The organism is Neorhizobium populisoli, assembly GCF_019430945.1.
GTDB classification, from domain to species: domain Bacteria; phylum Pseudomonadota; class Alphaproteobacteria; order Rhizobiales; family Rhizobiaceae; genus Neorhizobium; species Neorhizobium populisoli.
In genome coordinates this window covers 122,781-149,431 of record NZ_JAHYCB010000005.1, presented here as the reverse complement: position 1 = coordinate 149,431, position 26,651 = coordinate 122,781, and the positions used below count along the sequence as shown (strand labels likewise).

Annotated in this window: 22 protein-coding genes and 1 other RNA gene; 15 read left to right on the top strand and 8 right to left on the bottom strand. The window is 60.7% G+C overall.

What is annotated here, in order from left to right:
* Window positions 1-11: 11 nt before the first annotated feature.
* The 4 genes from ettA (at window position 12) to metF (ending at window position 6,236) form a co-directional block, all read left to right on the top strand.
* Window positions 12-1,661 carry an energy-dependent translational throttle protein EttA gene (gene ettA / locus KX729_RS14935; protein WP_219743269.1) on the top strand — a complete coding sequence of 550 codons (1,650 nt, stop codon included), beginning with the start codon at window positions 12-14 and terminating at the stop codon, window positions 1,659-1,661.
* 225 nt (window positions 1,662-1,886) lie between these two features.
* Entirely contained in the window at window positions 1,887-4,184 is a 2,298-nt protein-coding gene (locus tag KX729_RS14930; protein WP_219743268.1) for a methyl-accepting chemotaxis protein, read from the top strand.
* Window positions 4,185-4,342: 158 nt separating this feature from the next.
* The gene (locus KX729_RS14925) at window positions 4,343-5,338 is read left to right on the top strand and encodes an ArsR/SmtB family transcription factor (RefSeq protein WP_219743267.1); all 996 of its coding nucleotides are present in this window, start codon (window positions 4,343-4,345) and stop codon (window positions 5,336-5,338) included.
* Between the two features lie 13 nt (window positions 5,339-5,351).
* The gene (gene metF, locus KX729_RS14920; RefSeq protein WP_219743266.1) at window positions 5,352-6,236 is read left to right on the top strand and encodes a methylenetetrahydrofolate reductase [NAD(P)H]; all 885 of its coding nucleotides are present in this window, start codon (window positions 5,352-5,354) and stop codon (window positions 6,234-6,236) included.
* Window positions 6,237-6,670: 434 nt separating this feature from the next.
* Here metF and KX729_RS14915 read toward each other — a convergent pair whose 3' ends face one another.
* The 5 genes from KX729_RS14915 to KX729_RS14895 all read right to left on the bottom strand — a co-directional run bounded on the left by KX729_RS14915 (window position 6,671) and on the right by KX729_RS14895 (window position 11,919).
* Window positions 6,671-7,600, bottom strand: a complete 930-nt coding sequence (locus KX729_RS14915) for a DMT family transporter (protein WP_219743265.1) — start codon at window positions 7,598-7,600, stop codon at window positions 6,671-6,673.
* Between the two features lie 114 nt (window positions 7,601-7,714).
* Window positions 7,715-8,941: a lytic murein transglycosylase gene (locus tag KX729_RS14910; RefSeq protein WP_219743264.1), complete on the bottom strand. Its 1,227-nt coding sequence runs from the start codon at window positions 8,939-8,941 to the stop codon at window positions 7,715-7,717.
* Window positions 8,942-9,092: 151 nt separating this feature from the next.
* Window positions 9,093-9,881 (bottom strand): glycoside hydrolase family 25 protein, encoded by a 789-nt coding sequence (locus KX729_RS14905; protein ID WP_219743263.1) that lies wholly within the window; start codon window positions 9,879-9,881, stop codon window positions 9,093-9,095.
* Between the two features lie 123 nt (window positions 9,882-10,004).
* A complete protein-coding gene (locus tag KX729_RS14900; RefSeq protein WP_219743262.1) occupies window positions 10,005-10,661 on the bottom strand; it encodes a class I SAM-dependent methyltransferase in 657 nt (218 codons plus the stop codon).
* Window positions 10,662-10,671: 10 nt separating this feature from the next.
* Complete coding sequence (locus tag KX729_RS14895; protein ID WP_219743261.1) at window positions 10,672-11,919, bottom strand: BtaA family protein; 1,248 nt, start codon at window positions 11,917-11,919, stop codon at window positions 10,672-10,674.
* A 172-nt stretch (window positions 11,920-12,091) separates the two neighbouring features.
* On the opposite strand from KX729_RS14895, the gene KX729_RS14890 reads away from it, so the two are divergent.
* Window positions 12,092-13,435, top strand: coding sequence for a serine hydrolase domain-containing protein (locus KX729_RS14890; protein WP_219743260.1), 1,344 nt, complete (start codon window positions 12,092-12,094; stop codon window positions 13,433-13,435).
* Between the two features lie 34 nt (window positions 13,436-13,469).
* Here KX729_RS14890 and KX729_RS14885 read toward each other — a convergent pair whose 3' ends face one another.
* The 3 genes from KX729_RS14885 to KX729_RS14875 all read right to left on the bottom strand — a co-directional run bounded on the left by KX729_RS14885 (window position 13,470) and on the right by KX729_RS14875 (window position 16,657).
* The gene (locus KX729_RS14885) at window positions 13,470-14,648 is read right to left on the bottom strand and encodes a lytic transglycosylase domain-containing protein (protein ID WP_246617617.1); all 1,179 of its coding nucleotides are present in this window, start codon (window positions 14,646-14,648) and stop codon (window positions 13,470-13,472) included.
* A 114-nt stretch (window positions 14,649-14,762) separates the two neighbouring features.
* A complete protein-coding gene (locus tag KX729_RS14880; protein ID WP_219743259.1) occupies window positions 14,763-15,398 on the bottom strand; it encodes a LysE family translocator in 636 nt (211 codons plus the stop codon).
* Window positions 15,399-15,445: 47 nt separating this feature from the next.
* Complete coding sequence (locus KX729_RS14875; protein WP_219743258.1) at window positions 15,446-16,657, bottom strand: pyrophosphate--fructose-6-phosphate 1-phosphotransferase; 1,212 nt, start codon at window positions 16,655-16,657, stop codon at window positions 15,446-15,448.
* 337 nt (window positions 16,658-16,994) lie between these two features.
* Here KX729_RS14875 and KX729_RS14870 point away from each other — a divergent pair, with 337 nt between their 5' ends.
* The 10 genes from KX729_RS14870 (at window position 16,995) to KX729_RS14825 (ending at window position 26,626) form a co-directional block, all read left to right on the top strand.
* Window positions 16,995-17,744 carry a J domain-containing protein gene (locus KX729_RS14870; protein ID WP_025603323.1) on the top strand — a complete coding sequence of 250 codons (750 nt, stop codon included), beginning with the start codon at window positions 16,995-16,997 and terminating at the stop codon, window positions 17,742-17,744.
* Window positions 17,741-18,502, top strand: coding sequence for an N-acetylmuramoyl-L-alanine amidase (locus tag KX729_RS14865; RefSeq protein ID WP_219743257.1), 762 nt, complete (start codon window positions 17,741-17,743; stop codon window positions 18,500-18,502). Before KX729_RS14870 ends, KX729_RS14865 begins: the two co-directional genes overlap by 4 nt.
* A 238-nt stretch (window positions 18,503-18,740) precedes the next feature.
* Window positions 18,741-19,460, top strand: coding sequence for a lytic transglycosylase domain-containing protein (locus KX729_RS14860; RefSeq protein ID WP_219743256.1), 720 nt, complete (start codon window positions 18,741-18,743; stop codon window positions 19,458-19,460).
* A gap of 67 nt (window positions 19,461-19,527) precedes the next feature.
* Complete coding sequence (locus KX729_RS14855; RefSeq protein WP_219743255.1) at window positions 19,528-20,724, top strand: FAD-dependent oxidoreductase; 1,197 nt, start codon at window positions 19,528-19,530, stop codon at window positions 20,722-20,724.
* Between the two features lie 33 nt (window positions 20,725-20,757).
* An RNA gene (gene rnpB / locus KX729_RS14850) (RNase P RNA component class A) lies at window positions 20,758-21,206 on the top strand.
* Between the two features lie 164 nt (window positions 21,207-21,370).
* On the top strand, window positions 21,371-22,465 hold the full coding sequence (locus KX729_RS14845; RefSeq protein WP_219743254.1) for an acyltransferase family protein: 1,095 nt from the start codon (window positions 21,371-21,373) through the stop codon (window positions 22,463-22,465).
* A 477-nt stretch (window positions 22,466-22,942) separates the two neighbouring features.
* Window positions 22,943-23,377, top strand: a complete 435-nt coding sequence (gene mraZ, locus KX729_RS14840; RefSeq protein WP_219743718.1) for a division/cell wall cluster transcriptional repressor MraZ — start codon at window positions 22,943-22,945, stop codon at window positions 23,375-23,377.
* A 14-nt stretch (window positions 23,378-23,391) separates the two neighbouring features.
* Window positions 23,392-24,417, top strand: coding sequence for a 16S rRNA (cytosine(1402)-N(4))-methyltransferase RsmH (gene rsmH, locus KX729_RS14835; protein WP_219743253.1), 1,026 nt, complete (start codon window positions 23,392-23,394; stop codon window positions 24,415-24,417).
* A gap of 5 nt (window positions 24,418-24,422) precedes the next feature.
* Complete coding sequence (ftsL, locus tag KX729_RS14830; protein ID WP_219743252.1) at window positions 24,423-24,884, top strand: cell division protein FtsL; 462 nt, start codon at window positions 24,423-24,425, stop codon at window positions 24,882-24,884.
* Window positions 24,884-26,626 (top strand): peptidoglycan D,D-transpeptidase FtsI family protein, encoded by a 1,743-nt coding sequence (locus KX729_RS14825; protein ID WP_219743251.1) that lies wholly within the window; start codon window positions 24,884-24,886, stop codon window positions 26,624-26,626. Before ftsL ends, KX729_RS14825 begins: the two co-directional genes overlap by 1 nt.
* Window positions 26,627-26,651: the final 25 nt, after the last annotated feature.

Below are 26,651 nucleotides of genomic sequence, written 5' to 3'. Positions count from 1 at the left end.
CACCTTTATCCATGGCACGTCAGTTCATCTATCACATGTCGGGACTGAACAAGTCCTACGGCGCCAAGAAAATCCTTGAAAACGTCAACCTGTCTTTCTACCCCGATGCCAAGATCGGTATCCTCGGCCCGAACGGCGCCGGTAAGTCGACCGTGCTGCGCATCATCGCCGGCCAGGACAAGGAATATACCGGCGAAGCCTGGCTCGCCGAAGGTGCGACCGTCGGTTACCTGGAGCAGGAACCGCATCTCGATCCGAGCAAGAACGCTTTCGAAAACGTCATGGTCGGCGTGGCCGACAAGACGGCGATCATCGACCGTTACAACGAACTGATGATGAACTATTCCGACGAGACCGCCGACGAAGGCGCCAAGCTCCAGGACATTATCGACAGCCAGAACCTCTGGGACCTGGAACAGCAGGTCGAAATGGCGATGGAAGCCCTGCGCTGCCCGCCGAAAGATTCGGACGTCACGCTTCTGTCGGGTGGTGAGCGCCGCCGTATCGCGCTCTGCCGCCTGCTGCTGTCGCAGCCGGACCTGCTGCTTCTCGACGAACCGACCAACCATCTCGATGCCGAGACGATTGCCTGGCTTGAAAAGCACCTGCGCGATTACCCGGGCGCCGTGATGATGATCACCCACGATCGCTACTTCCTCGACAACGTCACCGGCTGGATTCTCGAACTCGATCGCGGCCGCGGCATTCCTTACGAAGGCAACTACTCGGCATACCTGACGGCCAAGGCCAAGCGCATGCTGCAGGAAAACCGCGAAGAAGCCGGCCGCCAGAAGGCGCTGTCGCGCGAACAGGAATGGATCGCATCCAGCCCGAAGGCACGCCAGGCCAAGTCCAAGGCGCGTATCAAAGCTTACGAACAGCTGGTCGATGCGGCCGACGGCATCCGTCCCGGCGATGCGCAGATCATCATTCCGGTCAGCGAGCGCCTTGGCAATGTCGTCATCGAAATGGAAGGCATCACCAAGGGTTTCGAAGGCCGCACGCTGATCAACGACCTGTCGATCAAGCTGCCGCCGGGCGGTATCGTCGGCATTATCGGCCCGAACGGCGCCGGCAAGACGACGTTGTTCAAGATGATCACCGGCCAGGAAAAGCCGGATGCCGGATCGGTCCGCATCGGCGACACCGTACATCTCGGTTATGTCGACCAGAGCCGCGACGCGCTGGATGGTTCGAAGACCGTCTGGGAGGAAATCTCCGGCGGTGCCGAAGTCATCAAGCTCGGCAAGTTCGACATGAACTCCCGCGCCTATTGCGGCGCCTTCAACTTCAAGGGCGGCGACCAGCAGCAGAAGGTCGGCAACCTGTCCGGCGGTCAGCGTAACCGCGTCCACCTTGCCAAGATGCTGAAGGCCGGCGGCAACGTTCTCCTGCTCGACGAACCGACCAACGACCTCGATACGGAAACGCTCGGCGCGCTGGAAACGGCACTCGAAAACTTCGCCGGCTGCGCCATCATCATCAGCCACGATCGCATGTTCCTCGACCGTCTCGCGACGCATATTCTTGCGTTCGAAGGCGACGGGCACGTGGAGTGGTTCGAAGGCAACTTCGAGGATTACGAGCAGGACAAGATCCGCAGACTCGGCCCGGATGCCCTCAACCCTGGCAGCCAGTCCTACAAGCGCCTGACTCGCTGAAGATATTAGACCATATGCAAGAAGAGCCCCGGATTTCCGGGGCTTTTCCTTTTTGGGAGTCTTAACAAAGGATAAAATTGCCTCCCCTAATTTTAGGGGGATTTGTTGTCCGTGGGCATCAAGACAATCGCAATCCTTGAAGGCGCAGGGTCCCTCCGGGGGAGGTCCATGTCTTGCGGGCCTCGGATGGCGTCATGAAGACGGATCTACTTCAAGGATTTAGTCATGTTGCGTCTGATCGAGCGCATGTCGTTCAAGACATCTCTGGCGCTTGTCGCCATCATTCCAACTTCGGCCATGATCGTTTTGGGTGTCGCTCTGGGATTGGATGCCCGCGAGGCGTACCAGCAGCTTAACAAGGCGCGGACATTGATGGATGTCGTGGCGCCGGCCGCCGGCATGATGAATGCGATCTCCGGAGAAAGCTATTCGACCCCCGCGGACCGCACGTCTGCGCGCAGCCGTGTCGATACGGTCCAGAAGACGCTTGTCGAGAACTATGCGAAGATCAAAGCGCAGGGCGTCGGCGATCGCGGTCTGGAAGAGATCATTACCGGTTTTCAGGACCGTTTCACCAAGATGGGTGAGTTCCGCGCCAAGATCGACGGCGGCGACAAGAACCCGCTTCTGACTGCGCAATATCTGACGCCTCTTTCCCAGCAGACCCTGGATACGATCGCGCGCGTCGCCAACCTGACCGACGACCGGGCGCTGGCTCGCGCGGTCGATGGCATCCACGCTCTCGTTCAGGTCAATAACGGTTATGCGATCGTCACCCGCATGGGCCAGCAGTTAGCCAAGAACGGCACATTGGCTCCCGACGAGATTGCCCGCTTCGTGCAGGGCCGCCAGCAGGTCCGTATCTATGAAAAGGACATGCGTGCTTCGCTCGCTCCTTCCATCATGGCCAAGGCAGATGGTTTCTGGGCAACGGGCGATGGCGCCAGTGCCGCAAAGCTCTTGAAGACCTTCGACGACCTGAAGCCTTACACTCCGGCGGCCGGCGATTACGATCTGTGGACGAATGCCATGGAGAAGCGGCGGCTGATGGCGGCCGATCTGGTCGACGAAGCGTCGCGCGAGCTTCTGCGCTCCGCCGACAACATGGTTTCCGACGCGTCGAGCAACCTCATGCTCATCAGCGGCGCACTGCTGATCCTGCTCTGCGTCGCCGCATCCTTCAGCTTCGTCGTCGCCACCACACTGTCCCGTTCGATCCGCCGCATTGGCGAGCGTATGTCGAGCCTTGCTGCCGGCAATACGAACGATGCCATTCCCTATGCGGATCGCAAGGATGGTATCGGCGACATGGCCCGTTCCGTCGAAGTGTTCCGTGAAGCGGCAATCCGCAACCAGCAGCTCGAAGCGGATGCCGATGCGACCCGTCGTCGTTCGGAAGCAGAGCGGATCGAGCTGCAGCAGATGACCGAAGCCGAGGCCGAAACCCGTCTCAACCAGGCAACGGGCGCGCTGGCCGCAAACCTTCGCCGCCTCGCCGCCGGCGATATGTCGTGCGAAGTGCACGAGGCGCTGGCGCCGCAATTCGAAGGCCTGCGTCACGACTTCAATACGTCGGTCCGGCAGTTGCGTGATGCGCTGCTCAGCGTCGGCAACTCGGTCGCGACCGTAAACAGCGGCTCGAAGGAGATTTCCGACGCGTCCGACAACCTGTCGAAGCGCACCGGGCAGCAGGCTGCCTCGCTCGAACAGACTGCCGCGGCACTGGAGGAGATCACCTCCAACGTCGTCTCCACCTCCAAGCGGACTTCCGATGCCCGTGACGTGGTGCGCGAGGCCCGCACCCGTGCCGACCATTCCGGTCAGGTCGTCCGCAACGCGGTCGTTGCCATGGAGCGCATCGAGAAGTCGTCGCAGCAGATCGGCCAGATCATCGGCGTCATCGACGAGATTGCCTTCCAGACTAACCTTCTTGCGCTGAATGCCGGCGTCGAGGCGGCTCGCGCTGGTGAGGCCGGCAAGGGGTTTGCCGTCGTCGCTCAGGAAGTCCGTGAACTGGCACAGCGTTCGGCAAATGCCGCCAAGGAGATCAAGGGCCTGATCTCGAACTCGGCCGTAGCCGTGTCCGAAGGCGTCAAGCTGGTCAGCGATACGGGCGAGGGGCTTGCCGCCATCGAGAAGCTGGTTCAGACGGTTACCGCGCATATGGACGCAATCGCGACCGCCGCTCAGGAACAGTCGGTCGGTCTTGCGCAGGTCAATACCGCGGTCAACCATATGGACCAGTCGACCCAGCAGAATGCCGCCATGGTCGAGGAGATGAACGCTGCGGGTGCCGGACTGGCGCAGGAAAGCACCAAGCTCAGCGAACTTCTCTCGCAATTCCAGTTCGGCAATGGCGGTACATCCAGCCAGCTGCGTGATACGGCTGCGCGCATGCGTGCCCCCGTCGCCCCGGCTCGCCCAGCTGCCGTTGCGCCGAGCCGTCCTATTGCGGCCCGCGCGCCTGTGTCTCGCGGCAATACCGCTGTCGCCCAGTCGACGGATGACTGGCAGGAATTCTGATCCTTTCAAGATCGGATACAAATGGAAGGCGGCCTCGTGCCGCCTTTTCTGTTTTGCGCCGCTGTCTCATATCACCAGGCTTGATCAGTTATCGCTTGCGGGCGGGTTGAAAATCATATAAACATATCTTTATATGTTGATGATTGAGGTTCAGTTGAATGGGTCTGGCGCTCGATACCCTTGTGGATGTTCTGAAGACGGCCGGTGAGCCGACCCGGTTTCGTTTGCTTGCGCTGCTTGCAGGCGGCGACCTGACGGTGACCGATCTGACGGAGATCCTCGGGCAGTCGCAGCCGCGAATCTCGCGTCACCTCAAGCTGCTCGCCGAAGAATCGCTGATCGATCGCTATCAGGAGGGCGCCTGGGCCTATTTTCGTCTGAGCCATGAAGGCAAGGGCGCGACCTTGGTGCGCACACTGCTTGCCGCCGCCTCCGAAGAGGACCCGATCCTGCTGCGCGACGCCGAGCGTCTGGCGACCGTCAAGCGTGCCCGTGCAGCGCGCGCCCAGGATTATTTCAGCCGCAATGCCTCCGAATGGGACGAGCTTCGCCGCCTGCATGTCAGTGACGCGACCGTCGAGGCAGCGCTGCTCAAGCTGGTCGGCACGGCGCCGGTCGATGCGCTGCTCGACCTCGGCACCGGCACCGGCTGGATCCTGCAGCTGCTGTCCAATCTCTACCGCCGCGCCGTCGGCATCGATGCGAGCCGCGACATGCTCACCGTGGCGCGCGCCAATCTCGACAAGGCCGGCATCGTCAAGGCATCCGTCCGCCATGGCGACATTCTCAACCTGCCGCTGGAAGGCCAGGATTTCGACCTGATCACCGTCCATCAGGTCCTGCACTTCCTCGACCAGCCGGAACTGGCGATTGCGGAAGCCGCCCGCGTGCTGCGTCCGGGTGGTCGCCTGATCATCGTCGATCTGGCGCCTCATACGCTCGAATACCTGCGTGACGACCATGCGCATGTCCGCCTCGGCTTTTCGCATCAGGTGATGGCCGAGTGGTTCGCAAAGTTCGGCCTCGAAGTCGAACAGGCGATCGATCTTGGTTCGGGCAAGGAAGGTGCGCTAACAGCGACTGTCTGGCTCGCGCGTGACCGCCGCCTGCTGATTGCATCGCATGCCTCTGCCAAATCCCAAACCGTGCTTTAAGGGAGCTGAATCAATGAACGCCCATCGCGATTTCACTGTTTCCTTTGAATTCTTCCCGCCGAAGTCCGACGAGATGGAACGGCAGCTCTGGGATACGGTCGAGAAGCTTTCCGCCTGGGATCCGGATTTCGTTACCATGACCTATGGCGCCGGTGGTTCGACCAAGGAGCCGACGCTTTCCGCCGTGACCCGCATGGCCGGCGAGATGCGCCTGCCGACCGCGGCTCACCTGACCTGCGTCGACGCTTCGCGCGACGAAGTCCGCTCGGTGGTGGAGGATTTCCGTGCTGCCGGCGTGCGCCGCATCGTGGCGCTGCGTGGTGACCCGACGAGCGGCATCGGCACGGATTATGCGCCGCACCCGCAGGGTTTTTCGCGCACCGCCGATCTGGTGCGCAGCCTCGTCGAATATGGTGATTTCGATATCTCTGTTTCCTCCTATCCGGAAAAGCATCCGGAAAGCGCCGATATCGATGCGGATATTGAGACGCTGAAGAGCAAGGCGGATGCCGGCGCTCATCGCGCCCTGACGCAGTTCTTCTTCGATAACGACGTCTTCGAGCGTTACCTCGAAAAGGTGCGCGCGGCGGGTATCAATATCCCGATCGTGCCGGGCATCATGCCGATCCAGAATCTCAGCCAGCTGAAGCGTTTCGCGCGTCGCTGCGGTTCATCCGTTCCGTCCTTCCTCGATGCCCGTCTGGAACATCTAGACGACAAGCCGGAAGAGCGCGCCGAAGTGGCTGCGGATATCGCCGCCGAGCAGATCGAGGACTTGATCCGTCGCGGCATAAACGATTTCCACATCTACACGATGAACCGTGTGCCGCTGGTCGATGCCGTCATGCAGCGGCTTGGCCGCAGCCAGGCGAAAACGGCGCGCATCTGCGCTGCCTGAGCGACGGCCTCAAGTCCGGACAAGCATTAAAAAACGCATGCTCCCCATTGGGGAGCATGCGTCTTATTGGAAGTGCTGATTATCAAACGGTCTTGGATGCTAGATCTATGACCTGTAGTGCGACTGTGGCGCTCAGATGAAGAGCATGGATGCCACAAACACGAACGCTACACCGACTGCCAGGACATTGAGAGAGTATGTACGTCCCATTGTCTGCCTCCTTGCGTTGACGGTTAAAGTGTATGTCGGTTTTGTGGCGGATGGGAAGCGCAATTCCATGCTGCGGTGCCGTCGAACCGACTGATTGGCATGGGCTTAGATCAGCAACTTGCTGATATTTCAATATAAACCACTTGTTAATGTTAATCGGTCGAAGGTTAAAAACCTATGTATGGCTGTTAAGGTCTGTCACATTTCGTGATAGTTTTGCCGCTTCAAGAGCGGTTTGAAGCCTGTTTGCTGCGACTGCGAAGAAGCCTTCCATCGAGGATTATCAGCCCCAAACCGATGAGTGCCATGCCGGCCAGATCGGTTGATTCCAGCCGCTCACCCAGAAAGATCACCCCGAGCAGAATGGCGCTCGGCGGTACGACGAGGGTGACCAGCGAGGCATTGGTGGCGCCGGCCATGGCGAGAATCCGAAAGAACAACAGGTAGGCAAAGGCGGTCGAGAGCAGCGCCAGACCGAGAATGGCGGATATTGCGTGAAGCGACGGCATGGGCAGTGACCAGGGCTGGTCGGCGATGAGGCTGACGGGCAGCATCATCAGGCTGGATGCGGTGAGCTGGCCGGTGGCACTGACTGGAGCGGGAAGGCCTCGGAAGCGTTTGCCATAGGTTCCGGCGACGCCATAGGAGATCGCCGCTAGCACCGGCAGGACAAGCGCCCAGAGCGGCACGGAGGCGGCATTGGTCAATCCCGGGCCGATCAGTACGGCCGTGCCGGCAAGGCCTGCGATACAGCCCGCGAGCTTCGCCGTGGTCAGCTTCTCGTCGGTGGTGAACCGGTTGGCGATCAGCACGGTGAAAATCGGCGTCGTGGCATTGAGGATCGAGGCGAGGCCTGCGCCGATTTCTGTCTGGCCGAAGAAGATCAATGTGTGGGGCAGGGCGTTGTTGACGAGGCCCATGACGGCGAATTCGCGCCAGCGTGCGGCCAGTGTTTCATAAAGCCCATGGCGGCCGTGCAGATAGATATGCAGGGCAAGCGCCGCGAGGAAGAGGCGGAAGAAGACCAGCGTGAAGGGCGGGACTTCCTTGACGGCGATGCGTGCAAAAAAGAAGGAGCCGCCCCAGATCAGACCCAACACAAGGATAAGCGCCCAGGCGGTGGCGCTCGGTTTCGGTAGGCTGGTGGTCGTCATGAAAAGATGTCCCCACGTTGAACGTGCGGGATAAACCTAAGCCGGAAGAGTCGCCACCCGAATCTTGTGGCAAAGACACGGCAACCCGACATGGATTGCCGTGTCAGAGCGAGATCATAGAGCCGAAAGAAGAGCCTGGGTCGGCCAGCCGTCTGCCGGCATGCCGAGACGGGCCTGTTCCTTCTGGGTGGCCTGGCGGGTGCCGGAGCCGAGAATGCCGTCGACCTTGCCGATATCGTAGCCGCGTGCTTCGAGCTTGGTCTGCAGCGCCTTCATGCCGGTGTCGTCGAGACCCTGTTCCGGATTGCCCTTCTGATAAGTCGGGGCGCCCGACAGGCGGGTTGCGAAATAGGCGGCCGAGGTCGTGTAGATGAACGACTGGTTCCATTCCAGATAGATATTGAAATTCGGATAGGTCAGGAAGGCCGGTCCCTTGCGGCCCTGCGGCAGGATGAGGGCTGCCGGCAGGTTGCCGGAATTGGTGTTGCCGTCACGCGGGGTGACACCATACTTGAACCATTCGCTGGCCGGGATTTCGTTGCCGAGGCCGGACTTTTCCCAGGGGAGGTTTTCCGGCAGCGCCACTTCCTGAATCCACGGCTGGCCGGCCTTGAAGCCGAGGCTCTGGATGAACTTGGCGGCGGTCAGGATGGCGTCCGGCGAGCTGCCCTTGACGTTGACATGGCCGTCTCCGTCGCCATCGACGCCGAAGGCGATGATGTCTTCCGGCAGCATCTGCACCTGGCCGATTTCGCCGGCCCATGCGCCGGTATTGGTCGACGGGTTCAAGTCGCCGTGCTGGACCATCTCGATCAGCGAAATCAGCTGCGGGCGGAAAAGCTGCGGGCGGCGGCAGTCATGCGACAGCGTGGCCAAAGCGTTGCGGGTGTTGAAATCGCCCTGGAAGGCACCGAAATCGGTTTCCATCGCCCAGAAGGCGGTGATGATGCCGGACGGCACGCCGAATTCCTTTTCGGCACGGGCGAAGACGTCGGCGAACTGCTTCATCTTCTGGCGGCCGATATCGAGGCGGCCCTGGCTGACGGTGCGCTGCGAGAATTCCAGGAAAGTCTGGCGGAAAACGCCCTGGGCGCGGTCGCGGGACAGAACCTTCTGGTCGATCTGGGCGCCGGCCAATGCCTCGTCGGCAGCACTTGCCGAGGCGCCCTTGGAGACGGCTTCGGCCTTCACGCCGGCCAGAAAGGCGCTGAAATCGCCGCCGCAGGCCACCGGGGTCGTGGACTGGCCGGCCTGAAGCCGTGACTGCGCGAGGACAGTTGAAGCAAGGCAGCCGGTGAAGGCGACGGCAAGGGCAAGACGGCGGGCGAGAGCAGCGGACATTCGGCGTTCCTATGGGACAAAGAGTACCGCCTCATGTCCGAGAAATTTGTGTCCGAAACGTGGGCGGCTGCAAGGTTGCCGCGCTTTTATCGCATGCGCCCACGCAATTCCAGATGACTAATTGCGGTTTGGTTGCCGATTTGTCAGCGTTTTACTTTGCAGTCGCCGCGACCCAGCTATTCCAGTTCTTGGTCGTGCCGGAGAAAACGTTGATATCCATCTCGCCCTTGATGCCCGGGATGATGCCGGTCGAGGTATATTGCCAGAAGGCCCAGCGGCGATCGCCGTAGATCTTGCTTGGATGAGCCGCCACCGCCCGCAGCCAGAAATTATAGTTCGGGAAGGCGCCGACCAGGTTGTCGCGGTGGAAATCCACCGACGTATAGATGATCGGCCGCTTGCCGTAATAGGCTTCGAGCTTGTCCATGAAGCGCTGCATCGAGTCGCGCACGGTTTCCGCATCGGGTTTCAGCTTGCAGGTCGGCGAGGCATGGTTCCATTCCATGTCCAGCACCGGCGGCAGCATGTTGGCTTCCTTCGGCACGTTGGCGATGAACCAGGCCGCCTGTTCTTCCGGTGACGAGCAGAAATAATAGAAATGGTAGGCAGCGTGCGGAATGCCTGCAGCAGCAGCATTCTGCCAATGCGTTCGGAAAGCGGGGTCGAGGCGGTCCTTGCCTTCGGTACCCTTGATGAAGACAAAGGCGATCCCGGCGCGCTTGACGGCGGCCCAGTCGATATCTGTATCGTTCCATTTAGAAAGGTCGATGCCGTGGACCTCGTGGAGGCCGGGATGGTTGCGGCCGAAATCCTGCGGATCGTTGTCCTTGAAGCGCATCTTCTTGACGGAGGAGGTCTCCATCAGGTCGTAACTTGTCGACGTACAGCCGGTTACCGCAAGCACGGCCGTTGCAAGAAGGGCGATCAGAAGCCGTGACATGGATGTTCCGCGTTGGTGACTAAGATTAGCACATGCTTACAAGTCGAAGCCTGTGTGAACCTCATGTTCACCATAACGTGGTAAAAAATCGGTTATGGCAAGGGGCTGCCGCTCGTGGGGAACTCAGCCGCGCTTGCGGATCACTGCATGCCAGGCGTAGCCCCAGCCGATTTCCTCGAAGATCATATCCGCATTGGCAGCTTCGAGCTTGCCCTCCAGCACCTCATGCAGGTTGGGGCGCGGGATGACGTGAAAACGCGTCAGCCAGGCTTTCAGCATATTGCCGAACCAGCGGGGCAGGCGCTCCTGCTGGCCGAAATCGACGATATGCACCGAGCCGTTCGGGGCGAGTGCCGCAAGGGCAGCATCGATCGCGCTTTCCCAATCCGGGATCATCGAGACGGCATAGGAGATCAGAATGCGGTCGAAACCGTCGACGCCGAATTCCTCCGCCCTGAAATTCGTGGCATCGGCGACGCGGAAATCCGGCGTAACCGACTTGCCGCTGAAATTGGCGCGGGCGCTGACCAGCATCTCGGCGGAAATATCGAGGCCGTAAAGTTTCGCCGTCGGATAACGCTTGTGGGCGAGCAACATGTTGCGGCCCGTACCGCAACCGACTTCCAGAAGCGAAGCCTGAGGCGGGACATGCAGGCCTTCGATCGCGCGGTCGCGACCGAAGAGGTAATATTTGCGGGTAATGTCGTAGATATGGCGCTGGTACTTGTACATGCGGTCCATGCGGTCCGCGTGATCGTGGGAAACGGAAGCATTCGCCATATCCGCCTCCTCAGGCTTTCTTCACGTAAATGTGGAAACCGCCATAGATCGCCGAACGATCCTGCAGGTTCAGCTCGTTGGAGCGGGTCTCGAGATAGGTCCACTGGTCGCGGAGAGCCTGCGACAGGCGACCGTCAAGCACGCTCTTTTCGGCTGCGGTGCGGAAGATCACGCGGGCGCCGGGAGCGGCGGTGCGGGTGATTTCCGTCCAGAGGTCGTTGAGCTGCTGGTCGTTCATCCAGTCCTGCGCGTCGAGCAGTACATAGCGATCGACGGTCGCGGCAGCCTTCTGGCCGAGCAGTTCGGTGAAGCTTGCATGGTGAACCGTAACGCGCTCGGCATTGGCGCGGATCGCCTGGTAGTTCTCGGCCTTGAGATAGGTCGGCAGGGTGCCTTCGTCGGCCTTCGGATAACGGCGGACGAAAGCCTGCCAGGCGAAGTAGTTGTCCTGCAGCGGGAACTGGCAGGCAAGCTTTTCGAGGCGCTGGCGCAGGACCGAGGCGATCGAGCCATCGGCTGAAACGCTGGCCAGTTCGTCATATTGCTGCGGCGGAATGCCGAGGCCGAAGAGAGAGCTCTTGCGGTCGGTGATCCACTTGATCAGCGGCCTGTCGAACAGCGGCGCGATACGGTCGTTGAAGAACGTGCGCTGTTCGCGCAGCGAGCGGGTCTTGGCGAATTCGGTGAGGTCGAGACCGTGCAGGCGGGCGATCAGATGGCCGGCACCGATGAAGCGGCCGAGCAGGCCGGTGCGGTAGATATTGCGGTTGAAGACTTCGACGCGGCGGCGACCGCTGATCGAGCGCTTTTCCCAATAGGCCCTGGTACGGGCATCAAGGTTCGGGGCGATGAAGGTGTCGTAGCTCTTGGTATTGGTCGTGACGCCATCCATGCCGAACTGGCGGACGACATCCGCATGAGCCGGGAGAAAGCGGAAGCCGGCAAGCTTGAGGCGGTTTAGCGCCACGTGATGCGGGTTGAGATCGACCACGTCGATCTTCTTCGGCGAACGGGAGAGATAGGCAAGCATGTTGCAGCCGCCGGAACCGATCGTGACGATCGAGTGACCTTCGGAAAGCTCCATGGCCTTCATGTCGACATCCGGGTCTTCCCAGATCTGCGGATAGACGAGGCCGGAGAAAAGCAGGCCGAAAAGCCTTTCCGAAAAACCCTGTCGCGATAGCGCTTTATGCTGCAGCAGCGCATCCTTGAGTTTCTGGTTTTTCCTGAAACCGGCTTCCTGTGCAACTTCTGCCATCGTCGAGTCCCGTCCGTTTGGAATTTCAGGGCGTGTAAACCCGTCATGCTACAGATTGATGACGCGGCCTGTGGCTAGGCCACGAGAGCGTGATCGGCGGCGGATAAGCCTTCCATGCGGCGCAGAATCCTGATTGCATGCGGCCTCCCTGTAACAGGCACACGAGGACTGCATGCGGCTGCTGACGCGGATTGTGAAGATCGTTCTGGGCGTTCTGGTCCTTGGCATCGTCGGGCTCGTGACATGGATTTATATCTCTCCGCCCGAGCTCCTGCGGGTGGGCAGCGGTTATGCGGCGAAGATGGTCTGCTCCAATGTCTTCCTTGCCGGCCGCGATCCGGACGAGGTGCTGGCCGTCGATGTGCAGGCACCCGGCCATCCGCTCCTGAGGCTGATGAACGTCTCGGTGGACCGGCCGCAGAGGCGCGTGCATGCGGCGCTGCTTGGGTTCCTGGCGGGCAATGACGCGGTCTATCGCGACGGTCTTGGCTGTGCCGTGGCGCCGGATGGCGCCATGCCGGCGGCTCTCGCGACGGCGCCGGTCCCACAGGCTCCGGCGGATCCCAATATCCTCTGGCCGGAAGGCGGAAAGATCGAATCCGATCCAAAGGTTGCCGGCATTCTTTCAGATCCCGCTCTCACTGGTCCGGGCATGCGCGCGGTGGTCGTCGCGCATCGCGGCCGCATTGTCGGCGAAGTCTATGCGCCGGGCTTTTCCAGGGAAACGCCCTTGCTTGGCTGGTCGATGACAAAGAGCGTGACGGCCGCGATCATCGGCACGCTGATCCGTGATGGAAAAATGTCGCTGCAGGACCAGGCGCTTTTCCCGCAATGGAAGAACGACCAGCGTGGCGATATCCGCCTCGCCGATCTTCTGGCGATGGAAAGCGGACTTGCCTTTAACGAGAATTACGGCAGCGTCGCCGACGTTACCCGCATGCTTTTTCTTGAGCCCGACATGGCGAATTTTGCCGCCGATCAGCCGCTGGAGGCCGATCCCGGCAGCCGTTTCAATTATTCGTCCGGCACGGGTGTGATGTTATCGAAAATCTGGATGGACAAGGTCGGCGACCGGGCGGCGGCGTTGGCCTATCCCGGCAAGGCATTGTTCGGTCCGCTCGGCATGTCGAGTGCCGTCATGGAGGCCGATGAGGCAGGTACGTTCGTCGGCAGCTCGTATATGTATGCGACAGCGCGCGATTGGGCGCGGCTTGGGCTGTTTCTGGGCCGCGATGGCGTGTGGAACGGCAACCGGTTACTGCCGGAAGGTTTCGTCGCCGAGATGCAGACGCCCAACAAAACGTCGAACGGCCGTTATTCGAAGATACAGACCTGGCTGCCGCGCGCCGATGCAGGCAAGGGGACGTTCATTCTGGATGGGCATGACGGGCAGAACGTCATCATCGTGCCGTCGCTCGATCTCGTCGTCGTGCGGCTCGGTTTGACGCCGAGCTGGTCGGGCTACAGCCCGACGCCGCTGGTCGATGCGGTCGCAAAAACGATGACGGCGCCCTGAGGCGCCGTTCAGATTCGTTCACGCTGTCGAGAACTTACTTTTCCAGAACGTGCAGCATGTCCTTGCGCTTGGCGTCGAAATAATAGCCGCGCGCATAAAGCTTGATGGCGTTGTCGTTCTGGTTGTCGGCGACGAGCCAGGCGCCGCGCAGATATTTGATCGCGTATTTGAGATTGGTCTCGGCATCGAGCAGGCCGGACGGCGGGCCTTCGTAACCCATCGACTTGGCGGTCGAATACTTGATCTGCATTAGGCCCCAATAGCCGTTCTTGTGATAGGCCTTGGGGTCGTATTTGCTTTCGCGGTGCACGACGCGGTGCACCAGCGATTCCGGCACGCCGTACATGCCGGCATAACGCTTGATCAGCTTGGCAAGCTCCGGCGGCGCGTTGGCTGCCGTCGTCGGCATCGGTTCGCCGGGAGCAGGCGGGAATTCCATTGCCCTCAAGGCGGCAACCGCATGCGGGGCCGATGCATAGGCGAGCGTTGCAGTCGCGGCGGCCGGGGCCGATGCCATGGTGATCACAGGACGGTCCGGGCGAGGCGTCGGCACGACCGACTGCAGCGCCACCATGTCCGGCGTCAGTTCGGCTTCGTCGAGCGCGATGGCCGCAGCGGCGGCCGGCTGGATCCTGCCCTCCGTAACGGCAGGCGCGACGCCTGGCGATACAAGGCGGCCGACCTTGGTCGTGCTGGTCTGCTGGCGCGAGGCCGCGAGGATGGTGGAGGTGGCAGGCGCATTCCACTGCGCAGTCGGTGTCGCGGAAGCAACCAGGGTCGAGGTCGTCGTGGCTGCAGGCGGCTGCATCATTGCCGGACCGGCAGTTGCGGGAGCAGGCGCGAAAGCCAGTTGCGGAGCCATGACCGGCGAGGCCATCGCAGCGGTTTGTACGGGGGCCACATCCGCGGTCGTCGGTACGGGCACCGGCAGGCGGGCAGTCTTTGCAAGCGCCACGGTCGGCTGCGTGCCGGGCAATTGAGGGCCCTGCATCGGCGCGCCCGAAGGCTGAGATGCTACCGTCTGCTGCTGGCCGTTAACCGGCAGATCCGACTTGTATTGGACGATGAGGCCATTGCTAGCGGCCGCGCCAGGCGAATTTGTCTGCGTCGTCGCGAGATTGTTCTCGCGCTCGACACTCGAGCAGCCGGCCAGAGCCGACGATACGACGCATACAGCAGCCGCGCCGCGGCCGAGCAGTCGGATTATCGCCATTGGGTCGCTTTCATGAAAAATTGGTTACCCTAGTCCGCCCAAACGCCCCCGAAGGAGATTTTCCATTAACCTATTGGGCGGCGTCCGGCAAGCCGGTCCCTTCTCAGGGAAGCCTTAAGCTGCGATTCGCCGATATCCGGCGCTCACAGCACGTCGCGATATAAATCGCGTATGAGGCTTGCGCGAAGCTGAATTCAGGTTCGCGGCACGGCGACGACGGCCGAGCACCCGGCGGGGGAAAAGAACGTGGATAACCGTGCCGAGCACGGCGCAGACGAGAAATGTCGCCTGCATTTCGAGGAGTTGCTGCAGAAGCGGCAGACTCGGATCGATGAATTGCGCCAAAACCGCCGCCAGCGCGACCGCATAACGCGGCCCGAGAACGGACTTGCCGAAAAGGCATCCGAAAATCCGCGCCATCCGACATTCCGGCAGATTGTCGTTGTCTGCGACTGGGCCGGAAATCCGCGGGTCCTGGTAGGACCAGAGAATGTAGAGCATCAGATAGCCAAGGCTTGCCCAGGAGAGCGCGTCAAGGACCCGCGGCAGATAAAAGGCGATGACCGTCAGCGGGACCATCGCGAAGACCAGCGCCACGGAAAGGCCCGCCGCCACGCCCGGAACGGTGGCAAAAGCGGTACGGCGGCCGCGCTGAAGCGAGAAGCTTGCCGTGAGGCAGGCGAGCGGGCTTGGAAGAAGGACGAAAAAGATCGCCGTCGCCGCAAACGCGATCCAGATATCAACCGTCATCCCATTTCCTCCCGAACGCCGCCAACGCGCTCGTCAGTGTTCTAGTCTTATGCTTCGGCGAACGGCTGACCGATATGGTCCATCACGTCGCCAAACCATTTTGTCGTCAAATCGAAATGTTTTCCACCCTTGATTCTGGGGAATTCGATCGTTCTGAGCTTGCCGTTCTGATCTTCGTCGTGACCGGTGACACCCGAAACCTTGTTCAAAGCACTCTCGACGGCCAGATCCACCATGCTGTGGATGAGCCGCAGGTCCTCGGTGTTTGCCGGTGCGGAGCGGGCGAAATAACCCGACTTCTGCACCATGGAGCGTTCTGCGCCGATGAGTGCCGCGAACTGCTTCTGGAACCAGCCTCCAACATTGATCGTATCGATCTTCACATGGCCGAAGGCGTCCCGCTTGATGGTATCGCCCGCCGCCTCGCGTTCGGCGACGATCGCATCCAGACCGGCGCCTTCGGAAACGAAGATAGAAACGTGACCGCGCTTGTCCATGACCTCTTTCAGGCGCGCGGCTTCTTTATCGAGGTCGAACGCCATTTCCGGCAGATAAAGACCGTCGATGCTCTTCAGGTGAGCGTTCATCATGAAGCCTTCGACATATTCGTCGCCGTCGATCTTTTGAATATAGGCCCGTGCCGTTGCGGCGGTAAGCCATCCGCAGTGACGGCCCATGACTTCGTGAATCACAAATGTGCGAGGGGCGGCCGTCTGCTCGTTCGAAACGTTGTCGAAGAAGCTTGCGCCGGCTTCCGCAGCCGTCCAGGCGCCGAGCGACTGGCGAATCGGCACGACGTCGTTATCGACCGTCTTCGGCAGGCCGACGACGGTGAGGTTATAGCCATTGGCACCGAGATAGGCGGCAAGATCAGCGGCCGTCGTATTGGTATCGTCGCCGCCGATCGTGTGGAGAATGGTGACGCCGTCGGCGGCGAGGCGCTCTGCCGCAACGCGCAGCGGATTTTCGCCTTCCTTGATCAGGCCGCGCTTCACGCAGTCGGCGGCATTGGTGAGCTTGACGCGGCTATTGCCGATCGGCGAGCCGCCGTAGCGATGCAGGAGAGGGGCCTTTTCGCGCATGGCGGGCGTGATCTCGATCCGGTCGCCGAGCAGAACGCCCTGATAACCGGACTTGTAGGCGATCAGATCGAGTTCCGGTGCCACATCGTTGTAGCGCCCGATCAGGCCGCCCACGGCGGACGAAAGGCAGGGTGCGAGACCACCGGCGGTCAACATTGCTACTTTCTGCTTGGCCATCGATCCTCCTCGACGCATTTGCTGCGTTCAATTCAAAGCCGTCTGAATGGATGCGACAGCGGCCGCCTCCTGTAAAGTGAACTTCTGAAGAAAACGACGGGTTCGCACAGGTTCGGAGGTGGTCGCTAATACAATCGATTCAAATCCTTACGAGGACTTTTCGCGGTAGCGAAAAATTCCGCGCCGACCTGTCGGAAATCACCAATCATTGTGCAATCACGCAGGGATAACCGACCGGTGTGCGGTGTTGATTGTTCGGAAAACATGAACATAGTTTAATTCGGAATGGGCCGTCTGCTGCCTTGCAATAAAAAGGATAATCCGGTCTATTGCTGGCATGATTTTCGATTTTTCCTGTCTGCAGATCTCCTCCCTCTGGGAACGGCTCCTCGGCGCCATCGGCGATGCGGCAGGCAATGTGCTTTCGCGCGTGGTCGAAACGATCCGCACGATGTTCGAGGGTGATCCCGAGACCCGCCGCAAAGTATCCTTCTCGGTCGCGATCATCGCGCTCTCTGCCAAGATGGCGAAGGCCGACGGTATCGTGACCGAAGCCGAGGTGCAGGCTTTCCAGCAGATTTTCGACTTCCCGGATGAAGAAGCCCGCAATGTCGCGCGTCTCTATAATCTCGCTCGACAGGACGTCGCCGGCTACGAAGCCTATGCGATGAAACTTGCAGCGTTGTGCAGCCCGGGTGCAGGCGAAGCCTGCAATTGCCCGATGCTGGAGAATGTCGTCGACGGCCTGTTCCACATCGCCAAGGCGGATGGCCTGGTGCACGAGAAGGAACTGGTTTTCCTCGGCCGCATCGCAGAGATTTTCCGCATCGACGAAGCGCACTTCCGCCGCATCATGGCGCGTCACGTGCATCTCGATGGCGCGGACCCGTATCTCATCCTCGGCGTTTCGCCGCAGGACGACTTTGCCAAGATCCGCAAGCAGTATCGCCTCCTGGTGTCGGAACATCACCCGGATCGCCTGATTGCACGCGGTGTGCCAGTTTCGTTGCATGCCGCCGCCAATGAGCGGATGGCTGCGCTGAATGCCGCTTATTCGGCGATCGAGAAAGAGCGCCGCGCCGCATGACAGCCCTTGCCGCCGACTTTGCCGGCGCGTCAGTCATTCCTTCTCCCAACCATGGCGAACGTGTCGACGGGCGAAAGCCGGACATGATCATCCTGCATTATACCGGCATGCCGAGCGCCGATCAGGCGCTGTCGTGGCTGTGCAATCCGGAAAGCCAGGTCTCCAGCCACTATTTTATCCATGAGGACGGCCGCATCGCGCAGCTCGTGCCGGAAGACCGGCGTGCCTGGCATGCAGGCAAAAGCTCCTGGGCCGGCGAGACCGATATCAATTCCTGTTCGATCGGCATCGAGATTGCCAATCCCGGCCATCCGGGCGGGCTTCCGCCATTCCCGGATGAGCAGATGAAAGCGGTCGCCGAATTGTGTCGGGATTGTGGCGAAAGGTGGAAGATCGTGCCCGAAAGGGTGGTCGGACACTCGGATGTGGCCCCGATCCGCAAGGTGGATCCGGGCGAAAATTTCCTCTGGGAAAACTTGTACCTTGACGGGATCGGTCATTGGATCGAGCCGACGCAAATCACCGGCGGCCGGTTTTTCCAGCATGGCGAAAGCGGCCAGCCGATCGAAGCGCTACAGTCGATGCTGTCGCTTTACGGTTACGGAATTGAAATCACGGGCAATTTCTGCGAGCGCACCAAGGGCGTCGTTGAGGCTTTCCAGCGGCATTTCCGGCCGAAACTGGTCGATGGCATTGCCGATTTCTCGACCATCGATACGTTGCACAGGTTGCTAAAGGCGTTGCCGCAGTACAATTGAGCCAAACGCGCTTGCGGCGTTTCTGTTCCTTCCAAAAATCCGATTTTTTGCAGTGCCACATCCTGACCGCATTAGGCGGCTCTAAAGAATGTGTTAACGCAGCCACCATGTAGGACGGGGGTTGCCAAGATAAACGCTCAGGTTACGTGAAGCTCCGTGCCGTCTATCCGGCGACGCGGTGGGGGATGTCTGCGTATCGACTTCCGCGAACCTGTTGTACCGGAGACATTCTTTTTCAATGAAAAATGTGGTTGCTGCAGCCGCGGCCGGCATTGCTATGCTGATCGCGGGATGTGAACTTGTGTCCGCTCAGGACGCCAATTCGACGACTGACTATGCCAGTCTCACCACTGACGATCTACCGGGCGCAGGCTCCGGACTGGATACCGATGTCGGGACCGGTGAGATCGTCAGGACCTATACGAAGCCGCTGATCGTTCCGTGGGAAACCCGCGAAACCGGCTTTGCCGCACCGACTGCCAGCGACCGCCGGCTTGTCCGCAAGCTGCACTATACCGCTTTGATATCCGAATATGCGCAGGAATACGGCGTTCCCGTCGAACTCGCGCATGCCGTCGTGCAGGTCGAAAGCAACTTTCGTCCGACGGTCCGGGGATCTGCCGGGGAAATCGGCCTCATGCAGATCAAGCCGGCAACGGCCAAGCTGATGGGTTACAAGGGGCCGGATTACGGGCTCTACGATCCCGAAACCAACATCCGTTACGGCATGAAATATCTCGCCGGCGCGCATGATCGCGGCGACGGCAAGACCTGCGGCACGATCCTCAAATACAATGCCGGCCACGCCGCCAAGCGCATGAACCCGGTTTCGAAGCGTTATTGCGAACGCGTCGAGGCGATTCTTGATACGGATGATACGCCGGTCCTGGCATCTCCGGATCTGGCGCTCAGCACCACGGCGCTTGCCTATCCGACGGCGACGCCACTGATATTTTGATTCCAGCGACGCCGCGAACCCTTTAGAACTTCAGCCGAATAGGCTGAAGGAATCGAAAGGGCAGGGCATGGCGTCGCGCTTCAAATATATCGTCATCGGCAGAGGCATGATGGGGGCTACGGCTGCCCGTTACCTCTCGAAATGGACCGACGGTGTTGCGTTGGTCGGTCCCGGTGAGCCGGCGGACTACGGACGCCATGACGGCGTCTTCGCCAGCCACTACGACGAGGCGCGCATTACCAGGACGATCGACCCCGATCCCGCCTGGGCGCGTCTCGCCAATCGCTCGATCGCCCGTTACGGCGACATCGCCGCAGAAAGCGGCATCGACTTCTATTCCGAATCCGGCAGCCTGCTGGTCGGGCCGAAGCGCACCGAAAATCCTTCTTATGTGGGCAATATTCTCGAAGCCGCCGGCAAACTCGGTGTTGCCACGGAGACGCTTGCGGATAGCGAACTGGAATCGCGTTTTTCGTTCTTCGACTTTCCCAAGGGGAGCGAAGGCGTCTGGGAACCCAGGAATGCCGGTTATATCAATCCGCGACGGCTGGTGAAGGCGCAGGCGCTGCTGGCCGAACGGCAGGGTACGGCGATCATCGGCGAAACCGTCTCGGCCGTTCGCCAGGAAGACGATGTGGTGACCGTCACCACGGCTGAAGGCAACAGCTATACGGCTGAAAAGGTGCTGGTCGCCGCGGGCGGTTTCTCCATCAATGAGAATCTGTTGCCACGCCGTCTTCACCTGAATGTTTATGCCCGCACGGTCGCCTTTTTCGAGATCGACGAAAAGGCGATGGATGTCTGGGGCAGTGTTCCGTCACTGATCTGGAAATGGACGGAAGGCGAGGACGGCATCTATCTCCTGCCGCCGGTGCGCTATCCGGACGGCAAGTTCTATCTGAAGATCGGCGGCGACCCGGACGATGTGTTGCTGCCGACCGAGCCGGAGGTGCGCGCGTGGTTCCGCACCGGCGGACGCGAAAGCACGAAGAAACGGCTGACAGATGTCATGCAGACGCTGATGCCGAGGCTCGATCTGTCGCGCTCGTCGATGGCGGCCTGCGTCACCTCGTTCACGCCGACGGGCTATCCGGCCATCGCCATGACCGAAGCGAACCGGATCGGCATCCTGAGCGGAGGCTGCGGGGCAGCGGCGAAAAGTTCGGACGAGATCGGCCGGCTTGGTGCCGAGCTGATCTTCAACGGTCATATCATCGACGACGCCTATAAAGCCGAGACCGATTTCCGCGCCGATTATCTATAGCATTCGCGATCCATCTCGGTTATGCACCGCCTGCCAGTTGGCCGGGCAGCCGCGCTTTACCAATGCCGAAAGGCGGTAGAGGGAGGAAAGTCCGGGCTCCACGGAAACACGGTGCCGGATAACGTCCGGCGGGGGCGACCCTAGGGACAGTGCCACAGAAAGGAAACCGCCCCGCTTGCTGTACCGCCTTGCGATCAAGGCGGCAGAGCTAGCGGGGTAAGGGTGAAAGGGTGGGGTAAGAGCCCACCGCGCTGCTGGTAACAGGAGCGGCAAGGTAAACCCCACCGGGAGCAAGACCGAATAGGGATGACGCGGGGTGCGCAAGCGCCTACAGCCTGTTTCCGGGCCAGTCATCCGGGTGGGTTGCGCGAGGCGATGTGCAAACATCGTCCCAGATGAATGGCTGCCACGTTCCGGTGCCTGCATCTTCGGATGTTGGAAACGGGGCCATACAGAACCCGGCTTACAGGCCAACTGGCGTTTTCCTGTTTTTCCGTTCGTTTGGGCCATTCGTTCGGATTTTAATCTTATCCTTATCGTTAATGGTGAATTGAAATATGAGCGCGGCGTGATGGGCTGTGCCGTTTCGGCGCCTCTGCGCGGGTGGTAGGACATCGGCTGGTTTCCGGGTTTTGGAGCAGCTGAGATGTCTTCAGCGAGACTGTCCAATATCGATGGCTTGCGTGCCGTCGCAGCACTTTCCGTCTTCGTCCAGCATTTCATCGGCGACGCGTCGCGGGCTGATGGCGCGACATCCGGCGTGCTTTATCCGTTTCTGATGACCTCTGAAAATACGCTCGATCTCGGGCGGTTCGGCGTCGCACTGTTCTTCCTGATCAGCGGCTTCGTGATCCCGTTCAGCATCGGCGGCGACATGCCCTTGAAGCGGTTTGCCGTTTCCCGCTTCTTCCGGCTCTATCCGGCCTTCTGGGTGGCGATCATCCTGTTGAGCCTGATCTACTGGAGCACCGGCGCACCGGTTTCCGTCGCAACCGAACTTGCCAACCTCACCATGGCGCCGCAGTTGTTCGGGCAGGGGTGGATGTCGGGCATCTACTGGACGCTGTTCATCGAACTGGTCTTCTACGTGATGGCAGCGGCGCTGTTCGTCACGCGCTACCTCTACAATCCGGTGGCGGTGGCGATCGTCGCGGTCGGCCTCGTCACCTCGACGGCGCTGCCGGTCCTGATCCGGGTTTATCTCGGCATCGGTCTGCCGGTTTCCTATATCGGCCTGCACCTGTCCTTCCTGTTTTCCGGCCTGCTGCTCAGGCTCGCATTCGTGGAGAAGAAGAAATATGCAGGCGCCTGCGCAGCTTATCTCATCGTCTATCAGATGCTCGCGGTCTTCGCGGTGTCGGATTTCTCGCTGATGCGCAATGACGGCTTCGTGCTGGTCGGGACGATGCCGATCGTGATCGGTTATCTGCTGGCGATCGCCGTATTCGTCAGCGCCATCAAGTTCAACGGCCCGCAATCGGCGATCCTCGCCTGGCTTGGCCGGGTCAGCTACTCGATCTACCTGTTCCACTGGATCGTCAACGTGACGATCTACCGGCTGCTGCCGCTGCATGGCGATGCGGGCGATCTCCTGACCATGTTCGTCTGCGCCGCCGCAACGGTTGGCTTCTCCTATCTGATCTTCCGGTTCGTGGAAAAACCCTCGATTGCGGCCGGCCGCTACGTCGTCGGCAAGCTACAGTCGCTGCGCCGCCCTGTCGCAGCCCCGGAAGCCATCTGACGGCACATACCGGCTTCCAATTACGTCAGGACTCAGCGATATGCCCGGCCTCCAAAGAGGTCGGGCATATCGCTTTGGGTCACCCGGAAGGTGCTCCGCCAGCCGATGAAACTTATATGAGCGTTCTCAAAAGCTCCTTTATCCCCCACGGGTTAGCAGGTGCGGAAATCCGACTTACAGGGGCTCGCCAAGGCAGTTTCTCCGCCCTCGCCAATAACCCTTTGTTAAACTTAACAGCTTATAAATAAATCATGTTTGGGTTCGGCTAGCGGGGTCGATCCCATTGACGCCCATATGGTCCCATGGTATCCCAAAGCTGCACTGCACAAGGGCGAATGAGCGCCCGCCAATCCCAGAGTTTCGGTCTTCCGACCGGACGGATTTCCGTCCATCCGGGTGGCGAAGCTTTGTCTGGCGCGGTGCTGGTGGACGGGCGGGTTTCCGCCTCTAATGGCAACAGGGCGGATGTTTGGCGTGATGAGCCGCTTCCTGTCGAATGCGACGAACAGGATCGATGCGAAGGGGCGGGTCTCCGTCCCCGCGGGCTTTCGTTCGGTCCTTTCGGAGCGCGGGATCCAGGAGCTTTATTGCCTCCAGGATTTCATCTTTCCGGCGGTAAGCGTCGGAGGGCCGGATCTGCTCGACCGTTACGAACGGCAGATCGCCTCCGTGGATCCGTTTTCGCCGGAAGCGAACAGGATGTCGCTGCTCATTCATGGCGGCGGCGTCTTCATGAGGCTCGATGCGGAGGGCCGTCTGATGGTCACGGATTTCATCCGGGACTTCACGGGAATCAGCACGGAAGTAACCTTCGTCGGGCGCTCGGATCATTTTCAGCTATGGCAGCCGCAGGCGTTCCACGAGGCGCAGGCGGCAGCAAGAGAGGGGCGCTTGGGTTCGCGTCCCGTCTAGAACGGGAGTGCGGAATGGCGGCGAACTCTGGCAGCGGGATAACCGAGGCCGATGGCGGACCTGTTCGCCATATTCCAGTGCTTCTGAAAGAAGTCATCGAGGCGCTCGAGCCTCAATCCGGCAGGATCATCCTCGACGGCACATTCGGGGCGGGCGGTTACACGTCCGCCCTCCTTGCCGCCGGTGCCGATGTCATCGCGCTCGATCGCGATCCGATGGCGATTGCCGCAGGTCAGGTTCTGGTCGAAAAACACAAGCCGCATCTTCGTCTCATCCATTCGCAGTTCTCGCGGCTTGCCGATCATGCGCCCGAAGGCGGGCTTGACGGAGTCGTGCTCGATATCGGCGTGTCCTCCATGCAGATCGACGAGGCCGATCGCGGCTTTTCCTTCCAGAGGAACGGGCCGCTCGACATGCGCATGTCGAAGGACGGCGTTTCCGCAGCCGACGTCGTCAATCGCGCCAAGGTGAGTGATCTCACCCGTATCTTCGGTTTTCTCGGTGAGGAAAAGCAGTCTGGCCGTATCGCCCGCGCCATCGAGAAACGCCGTCTGACGGAGCCGTTCACCACGACCCGCGAGCTGGCAAACCTCATCGAGACCGTCAATCCGCGCAAGGCTAAGGACAAGATCCATCCGGCCACCCGCGTATTCCAGGCGCTGCGCGTTTTCGTCAATAACGAGCTTGGCGAGCTCGCCGAAGCGCTGTTCGCTGCCGAGCGGGCGCTGAAGCCCGGCGGCCGGCTGGTCGTCGTCACCTTCCATTCGCTGGAAGACCGCATCGTCAAGCAGTTCTTCGCCGACCGTTCCGGCAAGGTTTCCGGCTCACGCCATCTGCCGATGGTCGAAGCCAAGCCGGTGATCTTCGAGACGATCGGCAAGCAGATGGTTTCGGCGAGCGAAGAGGAGGCGGAGATCAATCCGCGCGCCCGTTCCGCCAAGCTGCGCGCCGGTCTGCGCACGGAAGCCGCGTCGCGTACCGCCGACATGTCGATCTTCGATCTGCCCGATCTCGCCAGCCTCGCAAAGATGGGAGCCTAACCCACATGCTCAGAAGCTTCGATCTTGTCCTGATCGGCGTGATGACGGCAGCGGCCGTCGTCACCTACTCGATCAAGCATCGTGCCGACCTGAAACTGACTGAGGTTCGCCGGCTGGAAGCTGAAATCAAGCTGGAGAAGGACACGATCGACCTTCTGAAGGCCGACTGGGCGCTGCTGACCCAGCCGAACCGTCTGCAGCGGCTGATCAACGTCTACAATTCCGAGCTTGGCCTCGCGTCGACCGAAACGACGCAGCTTGCCATGCCGAAGGAGCTGCCGATGCAGAAGGCCCGGCTGCCGCAGCCGGAGACGACGATCGAGGACATCATCGCCGGCAAGAACAGCGAAGTCGCCGCGGCACTGAAGGGCGTCGCTGCCGCCAAGGCCAAGCCTTCCGTCAAGGTGCCCGTGCCGGTTCGGCGCGGTCCGGTTGAAGTCATTTCCACAGGTTCGGTGAAACGCTGATGTCTTTCCTGTCTCGCATCATGGTCCTGAAGAGCCGCGCACATTTCTCCGCCGGCAATCGTGTTCGTATTGAGAAGGCAACCTTCGAAGGCAGCCGCAAGCGCAAGTCTGCCCAGGCCAAGAACCGCGTCGGCCTGCTGATCGCCGGTTTTGCCGTCTTCTACTGCGTCATCGGCGGACGCCTTGTGCAGTACGGCGTCGCGCAGCCTCTGACCACGTCGAGCATCCTGCCGGCCGACCGCCTGCTTGCCTCACGCCCCGATATCCTCGATCGCAACGGCGCGGTTCTGGCCACCGACATCCGCACCGTTTCGCTGTTTGCCGAGCCGCACAAGATTGTCGATGCGGACGAAGTCATTGAGAAACTCTCGACCGTTCTGCACGATCTCGACGTCAAGTCGACCTATTCGAAACTGAAGTCCAGTTCCCGCTTCCAGTGGCTGCGCCGCCAGCTTTCGCCGAAGCAGCAGAGCCAGATCCTGGCGCTCGGCATTCCGGGCATCGGCTTCCGGCCCGAGAAGCGTCGGTTCTATCCGGGCGGCCCGACCGCCGCTCACGTCGTCGGTTACGTCAATATCGACAATCGCGGCGTTGCCGGCATGGAACGCTATATCGACAGCCAGGGGCTGACCGATCTGGCCGCCGTCGGCATGACATCCAACCAGCCGCTCGAACCGGTCAGGCTTTCCATCGACTTGCGCGTCCAGTCGATCGTGCGAGACGTCGTCGTCGAGGCGATCGGCAAATACAAGGCGATCGGCGCGGGTGCAGTCGTCATCGACGTCCATACCGGCGAAATCCTCGGCATGGCATCGGCTCCGGATTTCGATCCGAACGAACCGAATGCCGAGGGCGCCGAGCAGGGCTGGATGAACCGCATGTCGAACGGCACGTTCGAAATGGGCTCGACCTTCAAGTCATTCACGCTTGCCATGGGTCTCGACGATGGCAAGATGAACCTGAACAGCACGTTCGATGCGCGCTTCCCGATCCGTATCGGCGGTTTCACCATCAAGGACTTTCACGGCAAGGGCCGCGTGCTGAGCGTTCCGGAAATCTTCCAGTATTCGTCGAATATCGGTACCGCCAAGATCGCCGATGCCGTCGGTATCGAAGGTCACAAGGACTTCCTGACGCGTCTCGGCCTCCTGACCCGAATGAAGACCGAGCTGCCGGAAGTAGCGCAGCCGAGCCAGCCGCGCGTGTGGAAGAAGATCAACTCGATCACTATCTCATTCGGCCACGGCGTCTCCACCACGCCGCTGCAGACGGCGGTGGCCGGCGTATCGCTCGTCAATGGTGGCAAATATCTCGCGCCGACCTTCCTGCCGCGTACCCGCGAAGAGGCCGACAAGATTGCCGTGCAGGTGATGAAGCCTTCGACCAGCAAGGACATGCGCTTCCTGTTCGAATGGAACGGCGTCAACGGTTCGGGCCGCAATGCGCGCGTCGCGGGCTTCAATGTCGGCGGCAAGACCGGCACGGCTGACAAGGTCGTCAACGGCCGCTATGCGCACGACAAGAACTTCAACGCCTTCCTCGCCGCATTCCCGATGGACAACCCGCAATATGTGGTCCTGTCGTTCGCCGACGAACCGAAGACAGACAAGGGCAATGGCGCGGCACTGGCTGCAACTTCGGCAGCGCCGATGGTCAAGGAGATCATCAGCCGCGCCGCGCCGATTCTCGGTGTAAAGCCGAAATTCGGCAATGACGGTTCTGCCCTGCTTGTGTCTTATTGAGCGGTAACAACCTGAGCGGACGAAT